This window comes from Mycobacterium sp. B14F4, assembly GCF_039871645.1.
Taxonomy (GTDB): Bacteria; Actinomycetota; Actinomycetes; order Mycobacteriales; family Mycobacteriaceae; genus Mycobacterium.
Map to the genome: position 1 here is coordinate 246,472 of NZ_JBDPMF010000002.1, position 19,438 is coordinate 265,909.

Genomic DNA, 19,438 nt, shown 5'->3' on the forward strand with positions numbered 1-19,438 from the left:
GTTCGATCGGCTCGCTCGACAGCCCGCCGGCGACAATCCGATCGAACGCCTGTGCGATAGACTCGCCGTCATGGAGCTGGCTCTGCAGAGCTCGCTGTTCGAGCACGAGGAACGACGCCACCTGGGCAACGGCGCCTGGATCGACTTCCGGTCCGGCTGGCTCGACGACGCCGATTCGCTGCTGGGCGAGCTATTCGAGGGCATCCCCTGGCGCGCCGAGCGCAGACCGATGTACGACCGCGTGGTCGACGTGCCACGGCTGGTCAGCTTCCACAACCTCGCCGACGCGCCCGCCCCGCACCCGCGGCTCAAGCAGATCCGCCGGCGGCTCAACGACGCCTATGCCGGTGAGCTCGGCGAGCCGTTCACCACCGCGGGCCTGTGCCTGTACCGGGACGGCAGCGACAGCGTCGCCTGGCACGGCGACACCGTCGGCCGCAGCAGCACCGAGGACACCATGGTGGCGATCGTCGGGCTCGGCGCGACAAGGACTTTCGCGCTGCGCCCGCGCGGCGGCGGCAAGTCGTTACGCCTCGCCCACCGGCACGGCGACCTGCTGGTGATGGGCGGCTCGTGCCAGCGCACCTGGGAACATGCGATACCGAAGACGACGCGGCCCGTCGGCCCGCGGATCAGCATTCAGTTCCGGCCGCACGACGTGCGCTAGGTCCCCCGGACGGCGGCGACGGCGGCGGCGAGCAGCTCGCGGGCGCGCTGCGTGTCGACCGGCGCGACCGGCTTGTCCGGCAGCACCAGCGGGTTGGCCGTGACGATCACCAGGAACGGCCCGAAGCTCGCCACGTAGTTGTAGAGCTCGCCGGTGCGCGGCTTCCCGTCGACCGTGGTCTGCAGCACCCGGTGTGTGCCCAGGGTCTGCGCGTCGTCGATCTTCGGCGCCTCGACCACCTCGACCAGCCCGCGCACCCCGCCGCCGGCGAAACCGACCTCGCGGCAGTTGTCCGCGGGCGCGTTGACCGTGGCCGACTCCGACGTCTCGACGGCGATCGCGATGAACCGGTTGCCTTCCCCCTCGGCCGTGGTCGCCGCCATGTTGCCCTTGGCCCCCGCGGGCACCAACTGCTGGTTCGCGAACGACGCGCAGTCGGCCGGCTCGAACGTCATCCCCTTCGGCAGCGACTGCGGGCCCAGCAGCCGCGGGTCGATCCCCGTCGGGCCGACGTCGGACACCGCGAACTCCGGACCGAAACTCGACCGGATGTCCTTGACCCGCGCGATGTCGGCCTCCGACACATCCGCCGACTGGCTGGTGCCGCATGCCGCCAGCGCACCGGCACACGCCACCGCGAGCATCGCCCTCTTCGACATCGCCGCACAATCTACCCCGCGTTATCGCGCCGCCCTCGCGCTCAACCCCGCAACGCCGACACCGTTTTCGCGAGCAACCCCGCGGCGAAGTCGGCGCCCAGTTGCGGGTTCGGCGAGCCGGGGTCGGTCACGACGGAGACGAAGGCGATGTGGTCGCCGAGGTAGGCCGTGACGGTGTCGGCGTGCGAACGGGTTTCGGTGCCGCCCTCGACGACGGTGGCGCTGGCGGTCGCCATCGCGATCGCCGTGGCGTCGACAAGTGCGGGCGCGGGCACGAGGCTGACGCGGCCTGTGGAGCGGCCACCGACGATCGTCCACTGCTCGCATTCGGCCACCACCCCCGGATCGGCTCTGCCCGGCGAGGCCGCGACGACGGCGTAGACGATGCCGCCGGGTCCTGAGGCCGACCATCCGGTCGCCGTCGCGGCGCCCGCGGGGTCGGCCAGGGCGGCGCACCGCGCGGGGTCGGCGCTCCACGGGGGGCCGTAGCCCCACAGCGCGGCCGGGCTGACGGGGCCGGTGAGGTCGGCGGTCTCGTAGCCCGCGGGCAGATCGTCGCGGACCCGGTCGATCCGCGCCGGGTTGACGCGAACCGAGCCGTCCGGCGGCGGTGCCGAACTCACCGGCGGCGACGACGGCGCGCCGCAGGCGGCCAGCCAGATCACCGCCAGAGCGGCCACGGCGGGGCCGCGGGGCCGCCGCGCCGTGGAACAGAACCGGCCCGCGCGGCGATCAACAAGTAGCAACATTCATTTCCACAGGACGGAGGCTGTCATGCGTGCTCTTTGGAGTGTGGCAGCAGCAGCGGTGGCGGCGGGCGTGATCCTGGCGCCCGCGGGAGCTGCCGCGGCGCAACCGGTGCAGCCCCGCAACCCGTACCAGACGATCGGCGAACTGGAGGCCATGGGTTACGACGTGGTCATCGACCGCCTGGGCAGCGCACCCATCAACCAGTGCATCGTGACCAGCGTGCGCAATCCGCAGGAGGTCACCCAGACCATCGCCGTCGGCAAGGGCAAGGACCGCGAATACATCACCGTCGTCGTCAGCAGGTCGATCACCGTGTCGCTGAACTGCGAGCGCTGACTTCTCAGGCGGCGTCCCGGCTCTCGGACCCCTCGGCATCGTCGGACGATTCGGCGGCATCGTCTTCGGGTTCCGGTTCGCCGGCCGTCGTCTCGGCGGCATCGGCCTGGTCGGACGCCGGCTCGTCGCCCTGCTCAGCCGAGTCGAACTCGATCGGCCCGCGGACCGTCGGCTGTTCGGGTTCGTCGCCGTCGCCGACCACTTCCTCGCCGACCACTTCCTCGCCGTCCCCGAGTCCGTCCTCGGCGCTGTCGGCAAGCGCGTCCGCAGCGTCCGACTCCGCCTCGTCGGCAGCGTCGTCGGTGCGCCCGGCGGGCGCGGACTGCAGCGTCAAGGCGTCGACCGCCTCCTTGGGCGGCGGCGGTAGGTCGGGTCCGCCGACGCCGTACGGGCTGGTGACCGGCGCGGTGCCCAACGGCCGGAACGCCGGGTCGCCGGTGGCTTCGGCGAGCGCGTCGTCGATGCCCGTCGGGATCGCCGCAATGATGTTCAGGATCGTCCGGATCGGGTCGTGGAACGGCAGCAGGCTCACCGCGGTGACGACGCCCGGGTTGACGTCCCGGCGATAGGCCCCCTCGATCGCGGCCTTCAGCGGTGCGTTCAACGCGGTGAGAATCGGCGAGGGGACGATCGCGCCGAACGGCATCAGCATCGGCAACCGCTTCGTCGGATAGAGGTAGTAGTCGGTGTCCCCGTACGAGCCCTGGTAGACGGCGTCTCCGAATGTCGCGTTCTGCGCCTCGCCGTGCAGGAAGGCGTAGCCGGCGACGGCGTTGATGATGGCCAGCAGGTTGGTGAGGCTGGCGGGAGCGTCGCCGCCGAACGGATCGTATTGCGGCGCGACGTCCACGGTCGGCATGCACGGACCCACGTCGCAACTGTCCGTCGGGGTGGCGCCGTAGAACGTCACGCCGATGATCGGGATGGTCAGCCCCTGCGGTCCGCGCGCGAGGATGCCGCCGTTGGGGCGCATGGGGTTGGCGAGAAGGAAGAACGACGCGACGGTCGGTGTCTCGCCGGGGTTCTCGATGAGGTCCCGCTTGGCCAGCGAGGCGATCACCGCGCTCTGCGAGTAGGCGAAGACGACGAACTCGTCGTCCGCGGCCGGGGGCACGCCGGGCGGTTGCGGGACGATCTGCTCGTCATCGTTGACCACACAGCCGGTCCCGCGCATGCAGCTGCTGAGGTTCTCCAGCCCGTCGCGCACCGACCGGTCGAACGTCCTCGACCCCCAGATCGGGAAGAACTCCTCGGGCGTGATCACCGCGAGCCACGGATCGGCGTCGCCGACGGTCGCGATGGCGGGGTGCCCGGTTCCCGACGGGACGGCCGCCGCGGGCTGGATGAACCCCTTCACCGCGTTCTCCAGGTACGGGTTGACGTAGGACACCGGGTCGTCGGGCGGGGTGCTCAACGGGTGGAACGTTCCGCCCATGATGAGCGCGGTCGCCGCGAGTTGCACCGCCGTCGCGGCCGTCCACGCCACCGCGAGCACCACGGTGGCGAGCAACGACAGGCCCGCCGCCACCATCGACCGGATCACCACCCGCATAACCGAACCTCCCCGGACCGCGCTAAGCACTGACGCACCGGCGAGCGACGAACAGGGACGAGCGGCACCGTCGCCGCCTCGCAGCACAACTGCATCTTGCCCCACGTTCACTGCGATATGTGGCGAAATACGGCCGGGCGACCGAGCAAATGACACGCGAGGTGCCGGCGGCAGGCGGGTGCACACCGACGCGCCGCAATTCCACCCGCATGCGGTGACCGCCGACCGTAGGCTACGGCGCAACGTCAATCGACAGGAGACGCAATGAGCAGTTCCGTGCGGGCCGGCGTCATCGCGATCGCGGCCCTCGCGCTCGCCATCGGCTTGAGCGGCTGCGGGTCGGACAGCGAGACCGAGGCTACCGACACGGCGGAGACCAGCACCTCGGAAAACGCCGCAGAGGCCACTCCCAGCGAGGCCGCTCCGAGCACGCCGGGACAGCCGGCGGCGGCCAACTACACCATCGCCGACTACATCCGCGAGAACAGCATCGTCGAGACCCCCGTCAAGCGGGGTGACCCCGGCAGCCCCGCCATCAACGTGCCGGTGCCACCGGGCTGGGCGGACGCCGGCGCGCAGGCGCCCCCGTGGGCCTATCTGGCGATGGCGCCCACCGACCCGGAGATGGTGGGCGGCGGCGAGCCGCCGAGCATCATCGCGCTGGTGTCCAAGCTGACCGGCAACGTCGATCCCGCAAAGATCCTCGAGTTCGCTCCCGGCGAGCTGAACAACATGCCGGGTTACGAGGGCGCGCAGACCGGCAGCCCGAGCAAGCTCGGCGGCTTCGACGCGGTACAACTCGGCGGCACCTACACCAAGGACGGCGTCACGCGGGCGATCGCGCAGAAGACGGTGGTGATCCCGGGCCAGGACGGGCTGTTCGTCCTGCAACTCAACGCCGACGGCCGCGAGGATCAGATGCCCACGCTGATGGACGCCACGACGGTCATCGACGAGGAGACCACCATCACCCCGTAACGTCAGGCCCGCGACACGGCAGAGGCGGCCGCGACCTGTTCGTCCGTCGGCCGCACGCCCGTGTAGCGCTCGAACTGCTCGGCGGCTTGCAGGGCGATCACCGCAGCGCCCGTGATCACCTCGACCCCTGCGCTGCGCGCCGCCTTGATGAGCGGGGTCTCCGACGGCAGTGCGACGACGTCGAAGACCGTGTGCGCGTTGGCGATCGCGGCCTCGCCGAAGGAGCTGTCGTGCTCCTGCGGACCGCCCGCCATACCGATCGGCGTGATGTTGACCAGCACATCGGCGGTGGTGGTGCCTGATTCGGAGACGTACCGGTAGCCCAGCCGCTCGGCCAGCATCCGTCCGGCGTCGGCATTGCGCGCGAGAACGGTGCCGTCCTCGAAGCCGTGGTCGCGGAACGCCGCGCCGACGGCATTGGCCATCCCGCCGCTGCCGCGCAGCAGCACCGACTGCGCCGGCTGCAGTCCGTGCTCTGCGATGAGGCGTTGCACCGCAAGGTAATCGGTATTCGACGCGGTCAGCCGACCGTCATCGTTGACGATGGTGTTCACCGCCTGGATCGAGCGGGCGGACGGTTCCACCTCGTCGACGAGCGCGATGACGTCCTGCTTGAACGGCATCGACACCGAACAGCCGCGGATGCCCAGCGCGCGCACCCCCCCGATCGCGGCGGCGATATCCGTTGTGGTGAAGGCCTTGTAGACGAAGTCGAGGCCGAGCAGGTCGTAGAGGTAGTTGTGGAAGCGGGTCCCGATGTTGCTCGGCCGGCCGGACAGCGAGATGCACACCCGGGTGTCCTTGTTCAGCGGCACCCGCATCAGCCGACCGCCCGGACGACCTGGCGCGTCACGCCGCGGATCTCCTTCTTCAACGCCGCGGTGAACGGCGGGTTGCGGGGCCGCGGGACGTCGATGACGGTGGTGACGACACCGAGGTCGTCGCGCTCCCAGCGGGCGCCGAACCGGTCGAGGATCGCGCGCATCGGATAGTTCTCGGCCAGCACCCGCGCCGTAAAGCGTTGCACACCATGGTAATCCGCCGCTATCGCGAGGGCTCCCATGAGGAACGATCCCACCCCGCGGTTCTGGTAGGCGTCGGCGACGATGAACGCGACCTCCGCTGTCGCGGGGTCGGTCTCCTCGCGCACGAACCGCGCGTCCGCGACGACCGGACCGTCGGAGCCGTCGGTCATCACCCAGACGAAGTGATGGACGTAGTCGACCTCGAACAGGTAGCGCATCAGCGACGTGGTCGGCGCCCGCACGGATTGGAAGCGCCGGTACAGGGTCTCGCTGGAGAACTCGACGGGTCCGTGGGCGGTGCGCTCGTTGTCGCCCGGGAGCACCGGACGCAGGTCGAGCTCCGTGCCGTCTCGCAGCTGGACAGGCACCGGAGTGATGAAGGCGGCCAGACGTTGTCGAGCGGTGCGCAGCAGCCTGTCGGCCATGCCCGGGATCGCGAGCAGGGTGGCGAACGCCTCCCGGCCGCCGACCCAGCCCGACACCGCCTGCGTGGCGATGACCGTCGCCGAGCGGGTGGTGTCGCGGAGCAGGGCGATCTCCCCGACGATCATCCCGGGCGTCAGCGTCGCGACGGTGTCGTGGCCTCCGAGCTCGGTGTGGGTGACCTCCGCCTCGCCCGAGCCGATCAGCAGGAACGACACCGCGAGCTCGTCCTGCTGCATGAGCACCTGCCCGGCGGGCGCGACCAGCGGCGTCAACTGCGCGGCGAGCGGCACCAGCGCCTCAGCCGGGTACCCAGCGAAAACCTCCAGAGCGATGAGTTCGTCGGCGCGCACGCCGGCCGGGCCGGCCACGCCACGAGGCTACGGGTTGGCTGATGCGCGGAGCAAGGTTGCCGCGGGTCGATCGTGTCGCGAGCCATCCTCCGGATCGCAGGTTACCGAATGATGTGCTCAATCGATGCCGGTCCATGACCGCCCCCTCGGCACGGCACACCATCTGAACAGGTGGGCAGGTGAGCCAGGCCGTGGTCCTGCCGTACAAACCCTTCTATCGCAGCGGCCGCGTCAATTGAACGATCTGGCGGAAGAACCTGTCCCGGTTAATCTTTCAATCCTCGACTGCCGCTCGTCTTCGACTGCTCAGCGAACGCGCGAGGCAAAGGCGCAGCAGGCGCCCCGGAGTCGGCGGTGACGACCTCGACCGCCCGCGGCTGCAGCCGCCCGGACCGGTGCAGGCCGTAGAGCGCGCATGCGGAAAGCGCTCCGACGCCGGCCAACCCCACCCAGACCAGTTCCGGTGCGCCTACATCGGCGGCCTTCTGCATCAACGTCCCTGTCGCCAGGTTTCCCACCAGGATGCCGACGCCGACGATGGTGTTGTAGAAGCCGTAGTGCGTTCCGACGAGGCGGTTGTCGGCCAGGGAGACAACGGTGTTCATCTCGAACGGGAAGACCGCGGCGGATCCGACGGCCAGCACCGCGGCGGCGAGGAACAGCGCGGCCACCGCGGCCGTCGAACCGGCACGGCTGTCATCGGGAAGCACCATCATAGGTGTGAACGAGGCGGCCAGGACGAGCATGCCGATCACCAATGATCGTCCCGAGCCCCATCGTGCGGAGAACCACCGCGTGATCCTGAGCTGACCCGCGACCGCGACCAGGCCGGAGATGACGAAGATGGCTGCCACCACCGCCGATTCCGCCTGGGGGACAAGGCTCTTGGCATGCAGCGGCAGGGCCAGATAGACCTGGAACGACAGCACATACGATCCGATCATCGCCGCGGCGAACAGCAGGAACGAGCGATTGGCCAACACCGTGCGCCAGTCGTCGAGGACCGACGACTTGTCCTCTGGCGGAGCGCCGGCGCGCCGCGGCAGCGCGAAGAACTGGGCCACGGTCAGGATGGCGAACACCACTGCGGCGGCCGTCGCGGCGATGCGGAAGTCGAGCGCCATCAGCGCCAACCCGACCAGTGGCCCGGCGAGGATGCCTGCCTGATAGAAGACGTTGAACAGTGCGAACGCTTCCACGCGCCGCTCGGCCGCGTCGGCGGCCAGATAGGCGCGAACCGCGGGATTGAACAACGCACCTGCGAAACCTGTTGCCGCCGAGGCGATCAGCAGCGCGGGTAGGGAGTCGGCGAAGACCAGGAGTGCGAATCCGCCGGTACGCAGCAGGCAGCCCGCCACGATGAGCGGCTTGTAGCCGATCCGGTCGGCCAGCGTCCCGCCGACGATGAACATGCCCTGCTGGGAGAAGTTGCGTACACCCAGCACCAGGCCGATGGCCCAGGCGGCGAGCCCCAGCGGACCGGCCAGATACCCGGCGAGGTAGGGCATCAGCATGTAGAAGCCGAGGTTGATGCCGAACTGGTTGAGCATCAGCAGGCGGCTCGGCCACCCGAATGTGCGGAACTCGGTGAGGATTCCCATCACCGCACCACCACCACGGGGTTGACCACCGTGGCGCACCGTGTCCACGACGTCACCACCTGCTGCGCAGGTGTGTCGATGGTCGCAGGCTCGGTGGGCGGCGCCGCGTCGAGTAGGCCGTTGTCGCGGCAGAACTCGTCGTTGTAGACGGTGTCGAAGTACCGCTGCGGTCCGTCGGGGAAGACCGCGGCGACCGTCGCCGCGGCGGGATGGGTGCGCGCCGCCCACGCAGCGACCAACGCCACCGCCCCGACACTCCAACCCCCGCTTGCGTAATGCGTGGCGGCCAAGGTCCGGCAGGCCCACACCGCCTCGGCCGGGCCGACCCAGTGCACCTCGTTGAAGGCGCCATAGTCCACGTTGCCCGGATAGATGCTCGAGCCGAGACCGCGCATCAGCCGCGTCCCCGCGGGTTGGCCGAAGATCGTCGACCCGACGGTGTCGACTCCGATCAACCGCATGGCCGGGTTGAACTCCCGCAGCACACGCGCCACGCCTGCCGAGTGTCCGCCTGTGCCGACAGAGCACACCAACACGTCGACAGTGCCCAGCTGTGACTGCAATTCGAGCGCAAGGCCGCGGTAGGCGTCGACGTTGTCGGGATTGCCGTACTGGTCGGGAAACCAGGCGTCCCGGTCGCCGGCGAGGATCTGCTGGACCCGATCACGTCGGGCCTGCTGCCACCCGCCTACGGGATGGGGTTCGGTCACCATCTCGATCTCGGCGCCGTAGGCCGTCAGCATCCGCCGGATGATCGGCTCCATGCCCGGATCGGTCACCAGGGTGACCGGGTGGTGATAGACGGTGCCTGCCAAGGCCAGACCGAGACCCAGCGTGCCGCTGGTGGACTCGACGATACGGGCGCCCGGGCGCAGAGCACCGCGGGCCTTGGCTCGCTCCACCATGTGCATGGCCGGGCGGTCTTTCATGCCTCCGGGGTTGAATCCCTCGAGTTTGGCCCAGAAGCCGCGATCGGGTGGGGTGAAGGGAGGACCGATGCGGAGCACCGGCGTGTGGCCGACCATCCGGCCGAGGCGGTCATAGCGGCCCAGGCATCGCTGGCGTGGCGCGTGTAGTTCCAGATTACGAAGTGACAGAGCATGATTCATGGCTGAGCAGCGCTCCTGCGTCATGCCGCGAGAGTTTGCGCGGCAACCGATGAGGACAGCGGGCACCGACCCTGCCGGTTGCGGCATGGGCCTGACGCTGGCCGGTCAGCGGCGCGCGATGCAGAGCAGGGTCAGCAGGACCCGGCCGGGAGTCTCGATCGGAGCCGAGCGTGGCGGGCCCCGAACGGCGGTGGGCGCAATCTGGGGCCAGAAGGGCAGCAACGCGAGCAGTGCCGCAAGTACACCCAGGGCGAGCAACGCCGCATGTGGCCGCGGCAGAACCGCTTCGGCGGGTACGTTCGGCCCCAACGAGGTCGATCCGTCACTCAGATGCGGATGCGGCGCGACAACAGCGGCCTCGTCGAGCGCCGCCGACAGCGTGTGTGCGCCGTGGCGCGAATGGTCATCGGACGTCGTCAGCAGCCACTCGATTCCGCCGAGGACGACCAGGAACGCCAGCGCCAGCACGGCGACGGCAGTCACGGATCTCTTCGCAGAATAGCTCACGATGGTCCGACTGTAGCAGCGATCCGGGGTGCCACCGCCGGCCTGGTGACTTGACGCCATCTCGTTACCGCGTCGCGATACACCGGGTGAGGGGCATCGAGACTCCTTGTCAGGCAATCGAGTTGAATTCATCGGCCTACCACCGCGGATTGGGCATGCCCGGCGGCCGCTTGCGGGCCGGTCACCTGGTCGGCGATGGCGACCACCAGGCCGCCCAGCAGAAAAGCGAAGATGGCCGCGACCAGCACACCCGTGCTGAACGCCGGGATGAACCGACGCGCGCCGACCGTCGCGTCCGCGCCGTGGTGATATTCGTGCGTCAGCGCGTGTCCCTTGCCTTTGCGCAGCAGGTAGCGGTTCACCGGGTACGCGGCGACGAAGGCGGCGCTCAGCGCGATCATCATGCCCACCCAGAAGACGACGTTCACCAATCCGGCGTTCATGGCGCCGGGGATCACGGCCATGACGGCGTTGTCGACGACCTCCATCGTCAGGATCGACAGCGTGTCGGCGGCAAGCACCACGCTCAGCGCGGCGCCTACGGCGACGCCCGCGCGCAGCAACGGCAGGGTCGAGAAGGTGTAGCCGAACAGGAACGCCAACCCCACCGCGAGCGCAATGGTGCCGAGGTTGCTCAGTCCGAGCGCGGTTCCGATGATGAGGCCCGCGATCTCGCCGATCGCGCACCCGGTCAGGCAGTGCAGCGTCGCGCTCAGCGCCATGGCGTTGACGTTGCCGCCGTGACCGGCGTGATTGCGCTGTTCATGGTCGTGGTGCACGGTCATTCTGACCTCCCGTTGATCAGATGCATATACCCCCAGGGGGTAATCGCACTATACCCACTGGGGGTATGCGTGGCAATCCCCGAAGGCGGCTTTATCGAATCTTCACAGAAGAACTAGTTACTCCTGAGACTCGATGGAAACACTGAGATGTATGCCGACCGCGAGCGACGGGGCGGCATGAGGCGAGGAGGGAACGCAGATGCGCCACGTCGCGCGGATGGTCCGGTCGCGGCGCGCGGTCACGGCACTGGCGGTGCTGTTCGCCGCGCTGCTGCTGGCGGGCTGCGGCGGCGCGGCAGAAGCTCCGCCGCCCGCGGTGATCAGCGACAAGGGCACCCCCTACGGCGATCTCTTGGTGCCCGACCTTCGAGCGTCGGTGACCGACGGTGAGATCGACGTGGCGGTGCAGACCCCGGTGACCGTCAGCGCCGGCGGCGGCGTCCTCGGCACCGTGAAACTGCTCAACGAGGCCGGCAAACCGGTGGACGGACGGCTCAGCCCCGACGGCGTCACGTGGACCTCGGCCGAGCCGCTGGGATACAACAAGCAGTACACCCTGCGCGCCGAGGCGCTCGGGCTGGGCGGAGCGACCCGCAACAGCATGACCTTCGAGACCCAGTCACCTGAAAACCTCACGATGCCCTACGTGCTGCCCAACGACGGCGAAGTCGTGGGGGTGGGCCAGCCCATCGCGATCCGCTTCGACGAGGCCATTCCCGACCGGCTGGCCGCCCAGCGAGCCATCACCGTCAAGACCACACCGGAGGTCGAGGGCGCGTTCTACTGGCTCAACAACCGCGAAGTGCGTTGGCGCCCAGCGCAGTACTGGAAGCCGGGGACGACGGTGGAGGTACAGGTCAAGGCCTACGGCGTCGACTTCGGCGGCGGCCTGTTCGGCCAGGACGACGCGAGCACCCGCTTCACCGTCGGCGACGAGGTGGTCGCGACCGCCGACGACGCGACGAAGACGCTGACGGTGCGCCGCAACGGCGAGGTGGTCAGCACCATGCCGATCTCCATGGGTAAAGACAGGACACCGACGAACAACGGCGTCTACATCATCGGCGACCGCTACCCGTTCCTGGTCATGGACTCCTCCACCTACGGAGTCCCGGTCAACTCTGCCGACGGGTACCGCACCGAGGTCAACTGGGCGACGCAGATGTCCTACAGCGGCATCTACGTGCACTCGGCACCGTGGTCGGTCGGCAGCCAGGGCTCTACCAACGTCAGCCACGGCTGCATCAACGTCAGCCCGTCGAACGCCCGGTGGTTCTTCGACAACACCAAGCGCGGTGACATCGTGGAAGTCGTCAACACCGTCGGCTCGACACTGCCCGGCACCGACGGGCTGGGCGACTGGAACATCCCGTGGGAGCAGTGGCGGGCCGGAAACGCCACTGTCTGAGCCGCGCGGACATGGGCCGCCTGCGAGGGGCACCATGAGTGACGTGGAACGCACGACGCAGTCACCGCTGCGGGGCTATCGCGCGCTGGTGGTCGACGACGAGGCGCCGCTGGCCGAGGTGCTGGCAAGTTACCTGGAGCGGGAGCACTTCGAAGCCACCGTCGCCACCGACGGGGCCGACGCCGTCTCCGTCGCCCGCGAGCTGGACCCGGACGTGGTCATCCTGGACCTCGGCCTGCCCGGGATGGACGGTCTGGAGGTGTGCCGCCAGCTGCGGACCTTCTCGGACGCGTACGTGGTGATGCTCACCGCACGCGACACCGAGATCGACACCGTGCTCGGGCTCACCGTCGGTGCCGACGACTACGTCACCAAGCCGTTCAGTCCTCGCGAGCTCGTCGCGCGCATCCGCGCCATGTTGCGCAGGCCGCGCGCACTGCGCACCGGCGCCCCCGCGGCGACCGCCGACGTCCCTCCCCCACGTGTCTTCGGCCCGTTGCGGATCAACGTCGCCGCGCGCGAAGTGGACCTCGACGGTGAGCCGATCCTGTTGACCCGCACCGAGTTCGACATCCTCGAAACGCTCTCGGCGCGTCCGGGAATGGTGTTGAGTCGCAGGCAACTCCTCGAGACGGTGCGCAGCGGCCCGTGGGTGGGCAACGAGCATCTGGTGGATGTCCACATCGGGCACCTGCGACGCAAACTCGGCGACGACGCCGCCCAGCCGCGCTTCATCCTGACGGTGCGGGGGGTCGGCTACAGGATGGGAGCCGGAGAATGACGGTGCACACGGACGCGAGGTCGCTGCTTCGCCCGTCCTGGCGGCCGCCGGGAATCGGGTTGCGGCTGCTGCTCGCTCAGGCCATCGTGCTGGCCGCCGGGGCGGCAACGACCTGGATCATCGCCGCGATCGTGGGCCCACCGCTGTTCCGCGAACATCTGCATCAGGCCGGTGTGCCGGTGGACTCGCCCGAGGAGATCCACGCCGAGGAGGCATACGGCTACGCCACCGTGCTGGCGATGAGCGGAGCGCTGACGGTGTCGGCCGTCGCGGCCCTCGGGGTGAGCTGGTACGTCAGCCGGCGGTTACAGCGGTCGGTCGCCGAGGTCTCCGCCGCGGCAACGGCTGTCGCGGACGGCCGCTACGACAGCCGCGTCTCGCCGCCGCACTTCGGCGAGGATTTCGACAAGCTGGCCGAGGCGTTCAACCAGATGGCGGCGCGTCTGCAATCGGTGGAAGCCACTCGGCGAAGACTGTTCAGTGACCTGGCCCATGAGATCCGCACTCCCGTCGCCGTCGTGGACGCGTACGTCGAGGCACTCGAGGACGGCGTCCGGACCCTGTCCCCGCAGACCGCCGCCGTGCTGCGCGATCAGACGCGACGACTGGTGCGGTTCTCCGAGGACGTGGCAGCGCTGGCGCAGGCCGAGGAGAGTTCGACCGCGCTGACATGTGCGGAAATCGATGCCGGCCAATTGGTACGGCGATGCGCGGCCGCCATCGAGGGCCGATACGACGGCAAGGGCGTCGCGTTGCGGGCAGAGGTGAATCGCCAACCTCTTCGATTGTGGGCCGACGAACAGCGGCTGGGGCAGGTGATCGACAACCTGCTCGAAAACGCTCTGCGCCACACTGCGCCGGGGGGTCGGGTGGTGATCGGGGCGCACGCCGACGGCGGGCAGCTGGTGATCCGCGTCGCCGACAGCGGCGAAGGCATTGCACCCGAACACCTTCCGCATCTCTTCGAGAGGTTCTACCGCGCCGATTCGGCGCGCGACCGCGATCACGGCGGCGCCGGGATCGGGCTGGCGATCGCCAAGGCCTACGTCGAGGCGCACCGCGGCCACATCGCCGTGTCCAGTTCGGGGCGCGGCGCGGGGACCACGTTCACGGTCACGCTGCCGTTGCGCGCGCCAGACCCTCGGCCTGCGGTCCGATCCGTCGAGTCGATGTCACAGTGACTTGAGGAGGTCCTCCATCGTGGTGATCTCCTGCTGCTGACTGGTCACGATGGACCGCGCCATCTGCACCGCGGGTTCGAACCGGCCGCCGTCGATCTCCTGTTGCGCCATCGTGATCGCGCCGCGGTGATGCTGGATCATCTGGGTGAGGAACAACCGGCTGGCCTCGACGCCTTGGGCGTTCTGCAGCGCGGACATGTCCTGCTGGGACATCATCCCGTGCCCACCGTCCATCGGCGGCATCATGTTCCCGGGCATGTCGTGGCCGGGCATGGGCCCCGGCATGCTGCCGGTCGTCGACACTCCCCAGTCGTTCAACCAGCCCTGCATCTGCTCGATCTCCGGCCGCTGAGCCGCCTTGATGTCGTTGGCCAGCGAAACAACGCGCGGGTCGATGTCCTGCTTGGCCAACAACATGTCGCTCATTTCGATCGCCTGCTGATGGTGCGGAATCATCATCTGCGCGAACTTGACGTCGGCGTCGTCGTGCGCCTCGTTCGCCGCGGCGCCGGGAGCGCTCGTCGCGGACGCCGGCGACGTCGCCTCCGTGGCGGTGTCCGAGCTGCCGCACGCGCCGAGGAAGGCCACGGCGGCGACCCCTGCGGTGACGGCGACAAGCCGGGACGACGTGTGTGTGGTTGCGCGATGTCTGATCAGCCTCATGCCATCGAGGATCCGCCGATCACCTATGCGTCGGGTCGCCGTTCGATGAAGGTTCGATGAAGGCGGGCGCAGCGCCGCCGGCGACGGAGGACAGGACTAGACCAACGCTGCTTCTTAACATCTCGGCTGCACAGCCTTGTCCGCCTTCAACAGGTTCGAATGCAGCCTTCGGCAACCCGTCGCAACCACAACGTACGCGCAGGATCGATGCGCCCATACCCCGGCGGCGAATGGTTCGGAAATTGGCCGCAACGGGTCGCCATGCTTCGTTTTCTGTCCCGCAGAAAGATTCGTTGACGACCGTCATTGACGGTCGTCAGTAATCTGGCGTACTGTGCCGGCATGGAGTCGAAACGCGCCCCTTCCGTGGCTGACGCTGCGGTCGGTGGCGTACGGGCGGCTCGGCGACTCGAAACCCGGGCACGGCTGTTCGACGCCGCGTTGGCGGAGATCTCGCGGCGCGGACTCGCCGCCGCGGACGTCAGTGCGATCGCCGCCGCGGCGGGCGTGGTGCGCGGGACGTTCTACTTCCACTTCCCCACCAAGGAGCACGTCCTCATGGAGGTCGAGCGCAACGAGGAGACCCGGATCATCAGTGAGCTCGGAGAAGCCCGGGGCGATCTGACGTCCGTGCTCGGGCAACTCGTACGGCACGTACTCGATGCTGAAGATCGTTTGGGCTCAGTTGTTTTCCGCGACATGCTCGGACTGCACTTCTCCTCGGCGCGTCCGGGCGGAGACGAGCTGGCGCACCACCCCCTCGCGGGGTTCGTGGTGGGCGTGCTCAGCCGGGCCCAGCACGCCGGACAGGTCCGTGCGGACGTGGACGCGGGGGAACTCGGGACGTTCTTCCTGACCGGCCTGTTCGCACTGCTGGCGACCGGAGCGCACGATGCGGCGCTGCTGAGTCGTTATGTGACAACGATTGTCAAAGGAATGGAGAACCGATGAAACTCACCGGCATCGAGGGCTACCGGGACTTCCTGGCCCGGCGTGACGGCGACGCCGACCTCCTCAACAGGCGGTTGGCCAATCGCGAGCAGTTCTTCGACGAACTCGAAGCCAAGCCCGTCAGATCGGACCATCCCGCCGACCGGCCCACGTTCCTGCGTAACCTGCGTCGCCGGCGACCCGAACCCGGTTTGGACAAGAAGATGCTCTTCCTGTTGGCAACCGCCAAATTGAATCAGGCTGAACGGTTCGGCGTCGGACTCGGCGAAACCTACGGGCGCAACAGCAACGAGAACCTGCCGCCCGAGAACGTCTACCTCGGGCTCGAAGAGCACTACCACACCCGACTGCTGGCATACGCACTCGACGTCTTCGACCTGACATTCCAAGTCGTGCCACCACCTTTCGTGATGCGACAGTTCGTCAAGACGGGGGTATTCCTGCCCGAGCGGCTCAGCTTCATGTTCGTCGGGGCGGCAGAGATGGCGGGCTGCATCATGTTCGACGAACTGCGCCGAGTCGGCAGGAAGCTCTTCGCCGACGAACCCGCGGTCGCCGAGCGAATCGAACTGCTCTACAGCGAGATCCTCACCGACGAGATCGGCCACGTCGGCTACTGCGCGTCGCGCTGCACGTCCGCCGAGCGCGCCGTCATGCGCAAGGCCTACCCGCTCATCGGACGACTGTTCGCGCGCCAGACGGTCGAGATCAGCCTGCTCGTCGAGCCGCAGGCGTTGCACGCACGCCTCGACCGCCCCTTCGACGTCGAGGAACTCACCGCCGACCTCGACAACGAGACGTACCTCGTCACGCACCCGTGAGATCGGCACCCGAGTCAGAACGGTGGTGGGTCGTCGTCTCGGGCGATGCGTCGGGAGAGTAGGAGTTGCTTGCGGGCGATGCGGCCGGCGTTGTGTTGGCGTTCGGTGGCGATGCGGTAGGCACGGTCCTGGGCGCGGGTGCGCCGCCGGATCGGCATCATCGCGCCGCGTCGGTCACCGACCGGCCCGCTGGTCGGCGGCGCGACCACGATCTGCCCGGTCGGGGTGGCCAGCTGCGGAAAGAACAACGCACCACCGGGTTTGGTCTGATAAGGCGTGCCGCTCGGACTGGTCCAGAACACGGTGCCATCGGGCAGCTGCACATCCGACCAGCCCCCGACCCCGGTCCAGAACGTCTTGAGCAGATGGTGAAACACGCACAGCAGCTTCAAGTTCGACGGATGCGTCGGGTCCAGCGGATAGGGGATGGTGTGGTCGATCTGACAGACCGCGGCCGGGGCGTCGCAGCCCGGGAAGCGACACGTCAGATCCCGGCACCGCACAAATCGCGTCAACCCCGCCGAGGGCCGATACCCCGCCTCCGCACAGGGCTGCGGCAGCGGCACCGACTGCAGCTTGGCCATGGCGGCCAACTCGCGCAGCAGCGGCGCCGGGACCGGCCCGAAACCCGCCACATACCCCGGATTCTGCGCCCGCCCCTCGAGGGTGGCCTGGTCGGCCAGCACCGAGATCACCACCTGACCCAACGGCGTCGACTCACCCTGCGCCGCCTCGCAGTCGTCGTTGGCGCACCCGCACACCAACCCCGCCTGACCCGCGGCCATCGCCATCAACGCATCGGCGCGGCGCTGGCTGGTGGAGCGCGGATCATGGCGGCACACCGTGGCGACCATCTTTTCCAGACGGTCATCGAACCCGATCCCGTCGATCAACGAGACCTTGGCCGAGATCCCGGCCATCCCCGCCCCCAGCGGGCCGACATGGACATAGCGGTCCTCGGTCGGTGCCGTGGGTTCGCGCACCCCCTCGGGATCGACTTTTTCCACCCACATGTCGATGCGCTCAGTCAGTTTCGGACCTGACATCGTCATCCATTTCGGCGCATGCCGCGCGAACGCCGCATCCAACCGTGCCAACCGGTCGGGATCCTCGACGTTCTCGCTGCGCAACACCAATGCGGCCATCATGCGAAAGTCGATATCGCCGACGGCGAACACCGCCGCCACCTTCGGCAACCGCTCACGCAGCTCGATGGCATACCGCAGCCGCCCCGCCGCCCGACCCCGACTGATATTCAGCGCCGCGGAGATCTCGGCCACCACGTTGGCATGCCCATCGATCGCCCACTGGTCGCGCTCATCCTCATCGGCGGGGCAGCGTCGGGCATACAACTCACCGATCGCCAGCATTTCCCGACCACAGGCGGCGTTCTGGGCACGCCACGCCGCGGTGACGGCCTCCACCATGCCCGCGTCGTCGAGCCTCTCGAACATACGTTCGATACTGCCACGACGGTCCGACAAAACGAAGGCCCGGCTCGAAGCCGGGCCTTCTGCTCAAAATCTGTGGAGCTAAGGGGAATCGAACCCCTGACCTACTCGATGCGAACGAGTCGCGCTACCAACTGCGCCATAGCCCCTGATACCGGTAGCAGGTTACCAGCCGCGACACGACCGTTGTAAATCGACGACGCCGGGTGCCCTATTCGCCGGCCGCCCGCGGCAGGTCGAAGTGCCGCGCGAACGGGACGTAGTCCAGATGCTCGAAGACGGGGTCCTCGTCGTCGATCTCCAACACCACCGACCCCGGCCGACGCAGGCGCGAGGGCACGACGTCGAACTCGCGATCGTCGGTGTTCTCCACACCCAACCGGGACCGGGCGATGCGCTGCGCACGCCTGCGGCGCAGCCGCTCCTCGATGCGTGTCTGCCGACGCAGGTAGGCCAGGTAGATCAGCGTGGCGGCACCCACCGCGCCGCATGCCCACCAGAGCGCGGACGACAGGGTGAACGCCCCGGCGGCCGACGCCACCAGCAGCACCGCCATCAGCGTGAGCGTTCGCTTGCGGAACTTGTACTTGCGGTCGCTCACAACGGCTGCCGTCTTCGACTCGTACCGTCGCCGGCGCGCCGCGGTCAGCGAGTCGGCCATTTGCAGATCGGCCTCCGACGGAGCCTCCAGGCCCGAGGAATCGTCGACGTACTCGTACTCGTCGTCCTCTGCTTCGGCTTCCTGTTCGGGTTGCGCAGCCTCGGCGACGGCGGGCTCGTCCACGGCGGGCTCGTCCGCGATAGTCTCGTCCGCGATAGTCTCGGCGGCGACCTCCTCGCTGACGGGCTCACCGAAATCCAGTGGCAGCTCATCGGTTTCGCTCGCCTGCGACCTGTCGCTCCTGCCGACGGGCAACGCGCCGGAGTCCTCGCCCACCACATCGACGTCGAGGTAATCGGGCTCATCGTCGACGTCGCACTCGACGACGGCAGCGCGCACCACCGAGCGACCGACCGGCTCGTCCGCGATGTCCTCGTCGAGGTCGTCCTCGGACGGGCGCCAGTCCGGATCGCTGGCGTGGCCGGCCGCCGGACCGTGCCGCCTGAGCAGTCGCGCATTGCGGCCGCTGTTGAGCACTCGCGTCGCCAGCGCCACATCGCTGGTTCTGCGCACGGCGTCGCGCTTGCTGATCAGCATCGGCACGAGCACGAAGAGCCATAGGACGACGAGGGAGATCCACAGAAGTGACTGGGGGATGCTTGGCATGTCGCCTGCTCCTTTCCCCGATAAGGCTAGGTCCGTGACCTGCGCATCCGTGGGCGGCGCGCCGAGACAATTACACACCTGTAATTCCCGCCTGACAAGCACCAACAGTCACATATGTCACATTCGTAACAGCGCTTCAATGCGGTTCGACGCGAGATCCGCACCGGCGC

General features: G+C 68.5%; 20 protein-coding genes and 1 tRNA gene. 8 read left to right on the forward strand and 13 right to left on the reverse strand.

Annotated features, from left to right (window positions below; translation table 11 throughout):
• The first annotated feature begins 70 nt into the window (after positions 1 to 70).
• The gene (locus tag ABGB19_RS06320; protein WP_347685031.1) at positions 71 to 667 is read left to right on the forward strand and encodes an alpha-ketoglutarate-dependent dioxygenase AlkB; all 597 of its coding nucleotides are present in this window, start codon (positions 71 to 73) and stop codon (positions 665 to 667) included.
• Here ABGB19_RS06320 and ABGB19_RS06325 read toward each other — a convergent pair.
• Together ABGB19_RS06325 and ABGB19_RS06330 are read right to left on the reverse strand one after the other, a co-directional pair.
• On the reverse strand, positions 664 to 1,326 hold the full coding sequence (locus ABGB19_RS06325; RefSeq protein ID WP_347685032.1) for a DUF5642 family protein: 663 nt from the start codon (positions 1,324 to 1,326) through the stop codon (positions 664 to 666). The genes ABGB19_RS06320 and ABGB19_RS06325 overlap by 4 nt on opposite strands.
• Positions 1,327 to 1,367: 41 nt before the next feature.
• On the reverse strand, positions 1,368 to 2,006 hold the full coding sequence (locus tag ABGB19_RS06330; RefSeq protein ID WP_347685033.1) for a DUF5642 family protein: 639 nt from the start codon (positions 2,004 to 2,006) through the stop codon (positions 1,368 to 1,370).
• Between the two features lie 94 nt (positions 2,007 to 2,100).
• On the opposite strand from ABGB19_RS06330, the gene ABGB19_RS06335 reads away from it, so the two are divergent.
• On the forward strand, positions 2,101 to 2,412 hold the full coding sequence (locus tag ABGB19_RS06335; RefSeq protein WP_347685034.1) for a hypothetical protein: 312 nt from the start codon (positions 2,101 to 2,103) through the stop codon (positions 2,410 to 2,412).
• Positions 2,413 to 2,416: 4 nt separating this feature from the next.
• Here ABGB19_RS06335 and ABGB19_RS06340 read toward each other — a convergent pair whose 3' ends face one another.
• Positions 2,417 to 3,964 carry a PE-PPE domain-containing protein gene (locus ABGB19_RS06340; protein ID WP_347685035.1) on the reverse strand — a complete coding sequence of 516 codons (1,548 nt, stop codon included), beginning with the start codon at positions 3,962 to 3,964 and terminating at the stop codon, positions 2,417 to 2,419.
• A 264-nt stretch (positions 3,965 to 4,228) separates the two neighbouring features.
• Between ABGB19_RS06340 and ABGB19_RS06345 the strand changes: the two genes are divergently transcribed.
• A complete protein-coding gene (locus ABGB19_RS06345; protein ID WP_347685036.1) occupies positions 4,229 to 4,942 on the forward strand; it encodes an LpqN/LpqT family lipoprotein in 714 nt (237 codons plus the stop codon).
• 2 nt (positions 4,943 to 4,944) lie between these two features.
• Here ABGB19_RS06345 and ABGB19_RS06350 read toward each other — a convergent pair whose 3' ends face one another.
• From ABGB19_RS06350 to ABGB19_RS06375, 6 genes are all read right to left on the reverse strand, one after another.
• The gene (locus ABGB19_RS06350) at positions 4,945 to 5,763 is read right to left on the reverse strand and encodes a shikimate 5-dehydrogenase (protein ID WP_347685037.1); all 819 of its coding nucleotides are present in this window, start codon (positions 5,761 to 5,763) and stop codon (positions 4,945 to 4,947) included.
• Positions 5,763 to 6,761 (reverse strand): GNAT family N-acetyltransferase, encoded by a 999-nt coding sequence (locus tag ABGB19_RS06355; protein WP_347685038.1) that lies wholly within the window; start codon positions 6,759 to 6,761, stop codon positions 5,763 to 5,765. The genes ABGB19_RS06350 and ABGB19_RS06355 overlap by 1 nt, the downstream gene beginning before the upstream one ends.
• 248 nt (positions 6,762 to 7,009) lie before the next feature.
• Positions 7,010 to 8,344 carry an MFS transporter gene (locus ABGB19_RS06360; RefSeq protein WP_347685642.1) on the reverse strand — a complete coding sequence of 445 codons (1,335 nt, stop codon included), beginning with the start codon at positions 8,342 to 8,344 and terminating at the stop codon, positions 7,010 to 7,012.
• The gene (locus ABGB19_RS06365) at positions 8,344 to 9,453 is read right to left on the reverse strand and encodes a PLP-dependent cysteine synthase family protein (RefSeq protein WP_347685039.1); all 1,110 of its coding nucleotides are present in this window, start codon (positions 9,451 to 9,453) and stop codon (positions 8,344 to 8,346) included. Before ABGB19_RS06365 ends, ABGB19_RS06360 begins: the two co-directional genes overlap by 1 nt.
• Positions 9,454 to 9,558: 105 nt before the next feature.
• Entirely contained in the window at positions 9,559 to 9,936 is a 378-nt protein-coding gene (locus ABGB19_RS06370; RefSeq protein ID WP_347685040.1) for a hypothetical protein, read from the reverse strand.
• 152 nt (positions 9,937 to 10,088) lie between these two features.
• Positions 10,089 to 10,745, reverse strand: a complete 657-nt coding sequence (locus tag ABGB19_RS06375; RefSeq protein WP_347685041.1) for a DUF4396 domain-containing protein — start codon at positions 10,743 to 10,745, stop codon at positions 10,089 to 10,091.
• A 199-nt stretch (positions 10,746 to 10,944) separates the two neighbouring features.
• Between ABGB19_RS06375 and ABGB19_RS06380 the strand changes: the two genes are divergently transcribed.
• The 3 genes from ABGB19_RS06380 to ABGB19_RS06390 are packed head-to-tail and all read left to right on the forward strand — an operon-like array spanning position 10,945 to position 14,115.
• Positions 10,945 to 12,153, forward strand: a complete 1,209-nt coding sequence (locus tag ABGB19_RS06380; protein WP_347685042.1) for an Ig-like domain-containing protein — start codon at positions 10,945 to 10,947, stop codon at positions 12,151 to 12,153.
• Positions 12,154 to 12,187: 34 nt separating this feature from the next.
• Positions 12,188 to 12,934 (forward strand): response regulator transcription factor, encoded by a 747-nt coding sequence (locus ABGB19_RS06385; protein WP_347685043.1) that lies wholly within the window; start codon positions 12,188 to 12,190, stop codon positions 12,932 to 12,934.
• A complete protein-coding gene (locus tag ABGB19_RS06390) occupies positions 12,931 to 14,115 on the forward strand; it encodes an ATP-binding protein (protein ID WP_347685044.1) in 1,185 nt (394 codons plus the stop codon). Before ABGB19_RS06385 ends, ABGB19_RS06390 begins: the two co-directional genes overlap by 4 nt.
• Here ABGB19_RS06390 and ABGB19_RS06395 read toward each other — a convergent pair.
• Positions 14,107 to 14,778 carry a DUF305 domain-containing protein gene (locus tag ABGB19_RS06395; protein ID WP_347685045.1) on the reverse strand — a complete coding sequence of 224 codons (672 nt, stop codon included), beginning with the start codon at positions 14,776 to 14,778 and terminating at the stop codon, positions 14,107 to 14,109. The two genes, ABGB19_RS06390 and ABGB19_RS06395, sit on opposite strands and share 9 nt — an antisense overlap.
• 342 nt (positions 14,779 to 15,120) lie before the next feature.
• Between ABGB19_RS06395 and ABGB19_RS06400 the strand changes: the two genes are divergently transcribed.
• Both ABGB19_RS06400 and ABGB19_RS06405 read left to right on the forward strand, forming a co-directional pair.
• Positions 15,121 to 15,729 (forward strand): TetR/AcrR family transcriptional regulator, encoded by a 609-nt coding sequence (locus ABGB19_RS06400; RefSeq protein ID WP_347685046.1) that lies wholly within the window; start codon positions 15,121 to 15,123, stop codon positions 15,727 to 15,729.
• Positions 15,726 to 16,550 carry a hypothetical protein gene (locus ABGB19_RS06405; protein ID WP_347685047.1) on the forward strand — a complete coding sequence of 275 codons (825 nt, stop codon included), beginning with the start codon at positions 15,726 to 15,728 and terminating at the stop codon, positions 16,548 to 16,550. The genes ABGB19_RS06400 and ABGB19_RS06405 overlap by 4 nt, the downstream gene beginning before the upstream one ends.
• A gap of 14 nt (positions 16,551 to 16,564) precedes the next feature.
• Here ABGB19_RS06405 and ABGB19_RS06410 read toward each other — a convergent pair whose 3' ends face one another.
• From ABGB19_RS06410 to glpR, 3 genes are all read right to left on the reverse strand, one after another.
• The gene (locus ABGB19_RS06410; protein WP_347685048.1) at positions 16,565 to 18,004 is read right to left on the reverse strand and encodes an HNH endonuclease signature motif containing protein; all 1,440 of its coding nucleotides are present in this window, start codon (positions 18,002 to 18,004) and stop codon (positions 16,565 to 16,567) included.
• A 73-nt stretch (positions 18,005 to 18,077) separates the two neighbouring features.
• Positions 18,078 to 18,150: transfer RNA gene (locus ABGB19_RS06415), tRNA-Ala, on the reverse strand.
• A gap of 62 nt (positions 18,151 to 18,212) precedes the next feature.
• Positions 18,213 to 19,268 (reverse strand): gephyrin-like molybdotransferase receptor GlpR, encoded by a 1,056-nt coding sequence (gene glpR, locus ABGB19_RS06420; protein WP_347685049.1) that lies wholly within the window; start codon positions 19,266 to 19,268, stop codon positions 18,213 to 18,215.
• Positions 19,269 to 19,438: the final 170 nt, after the last annotated feature.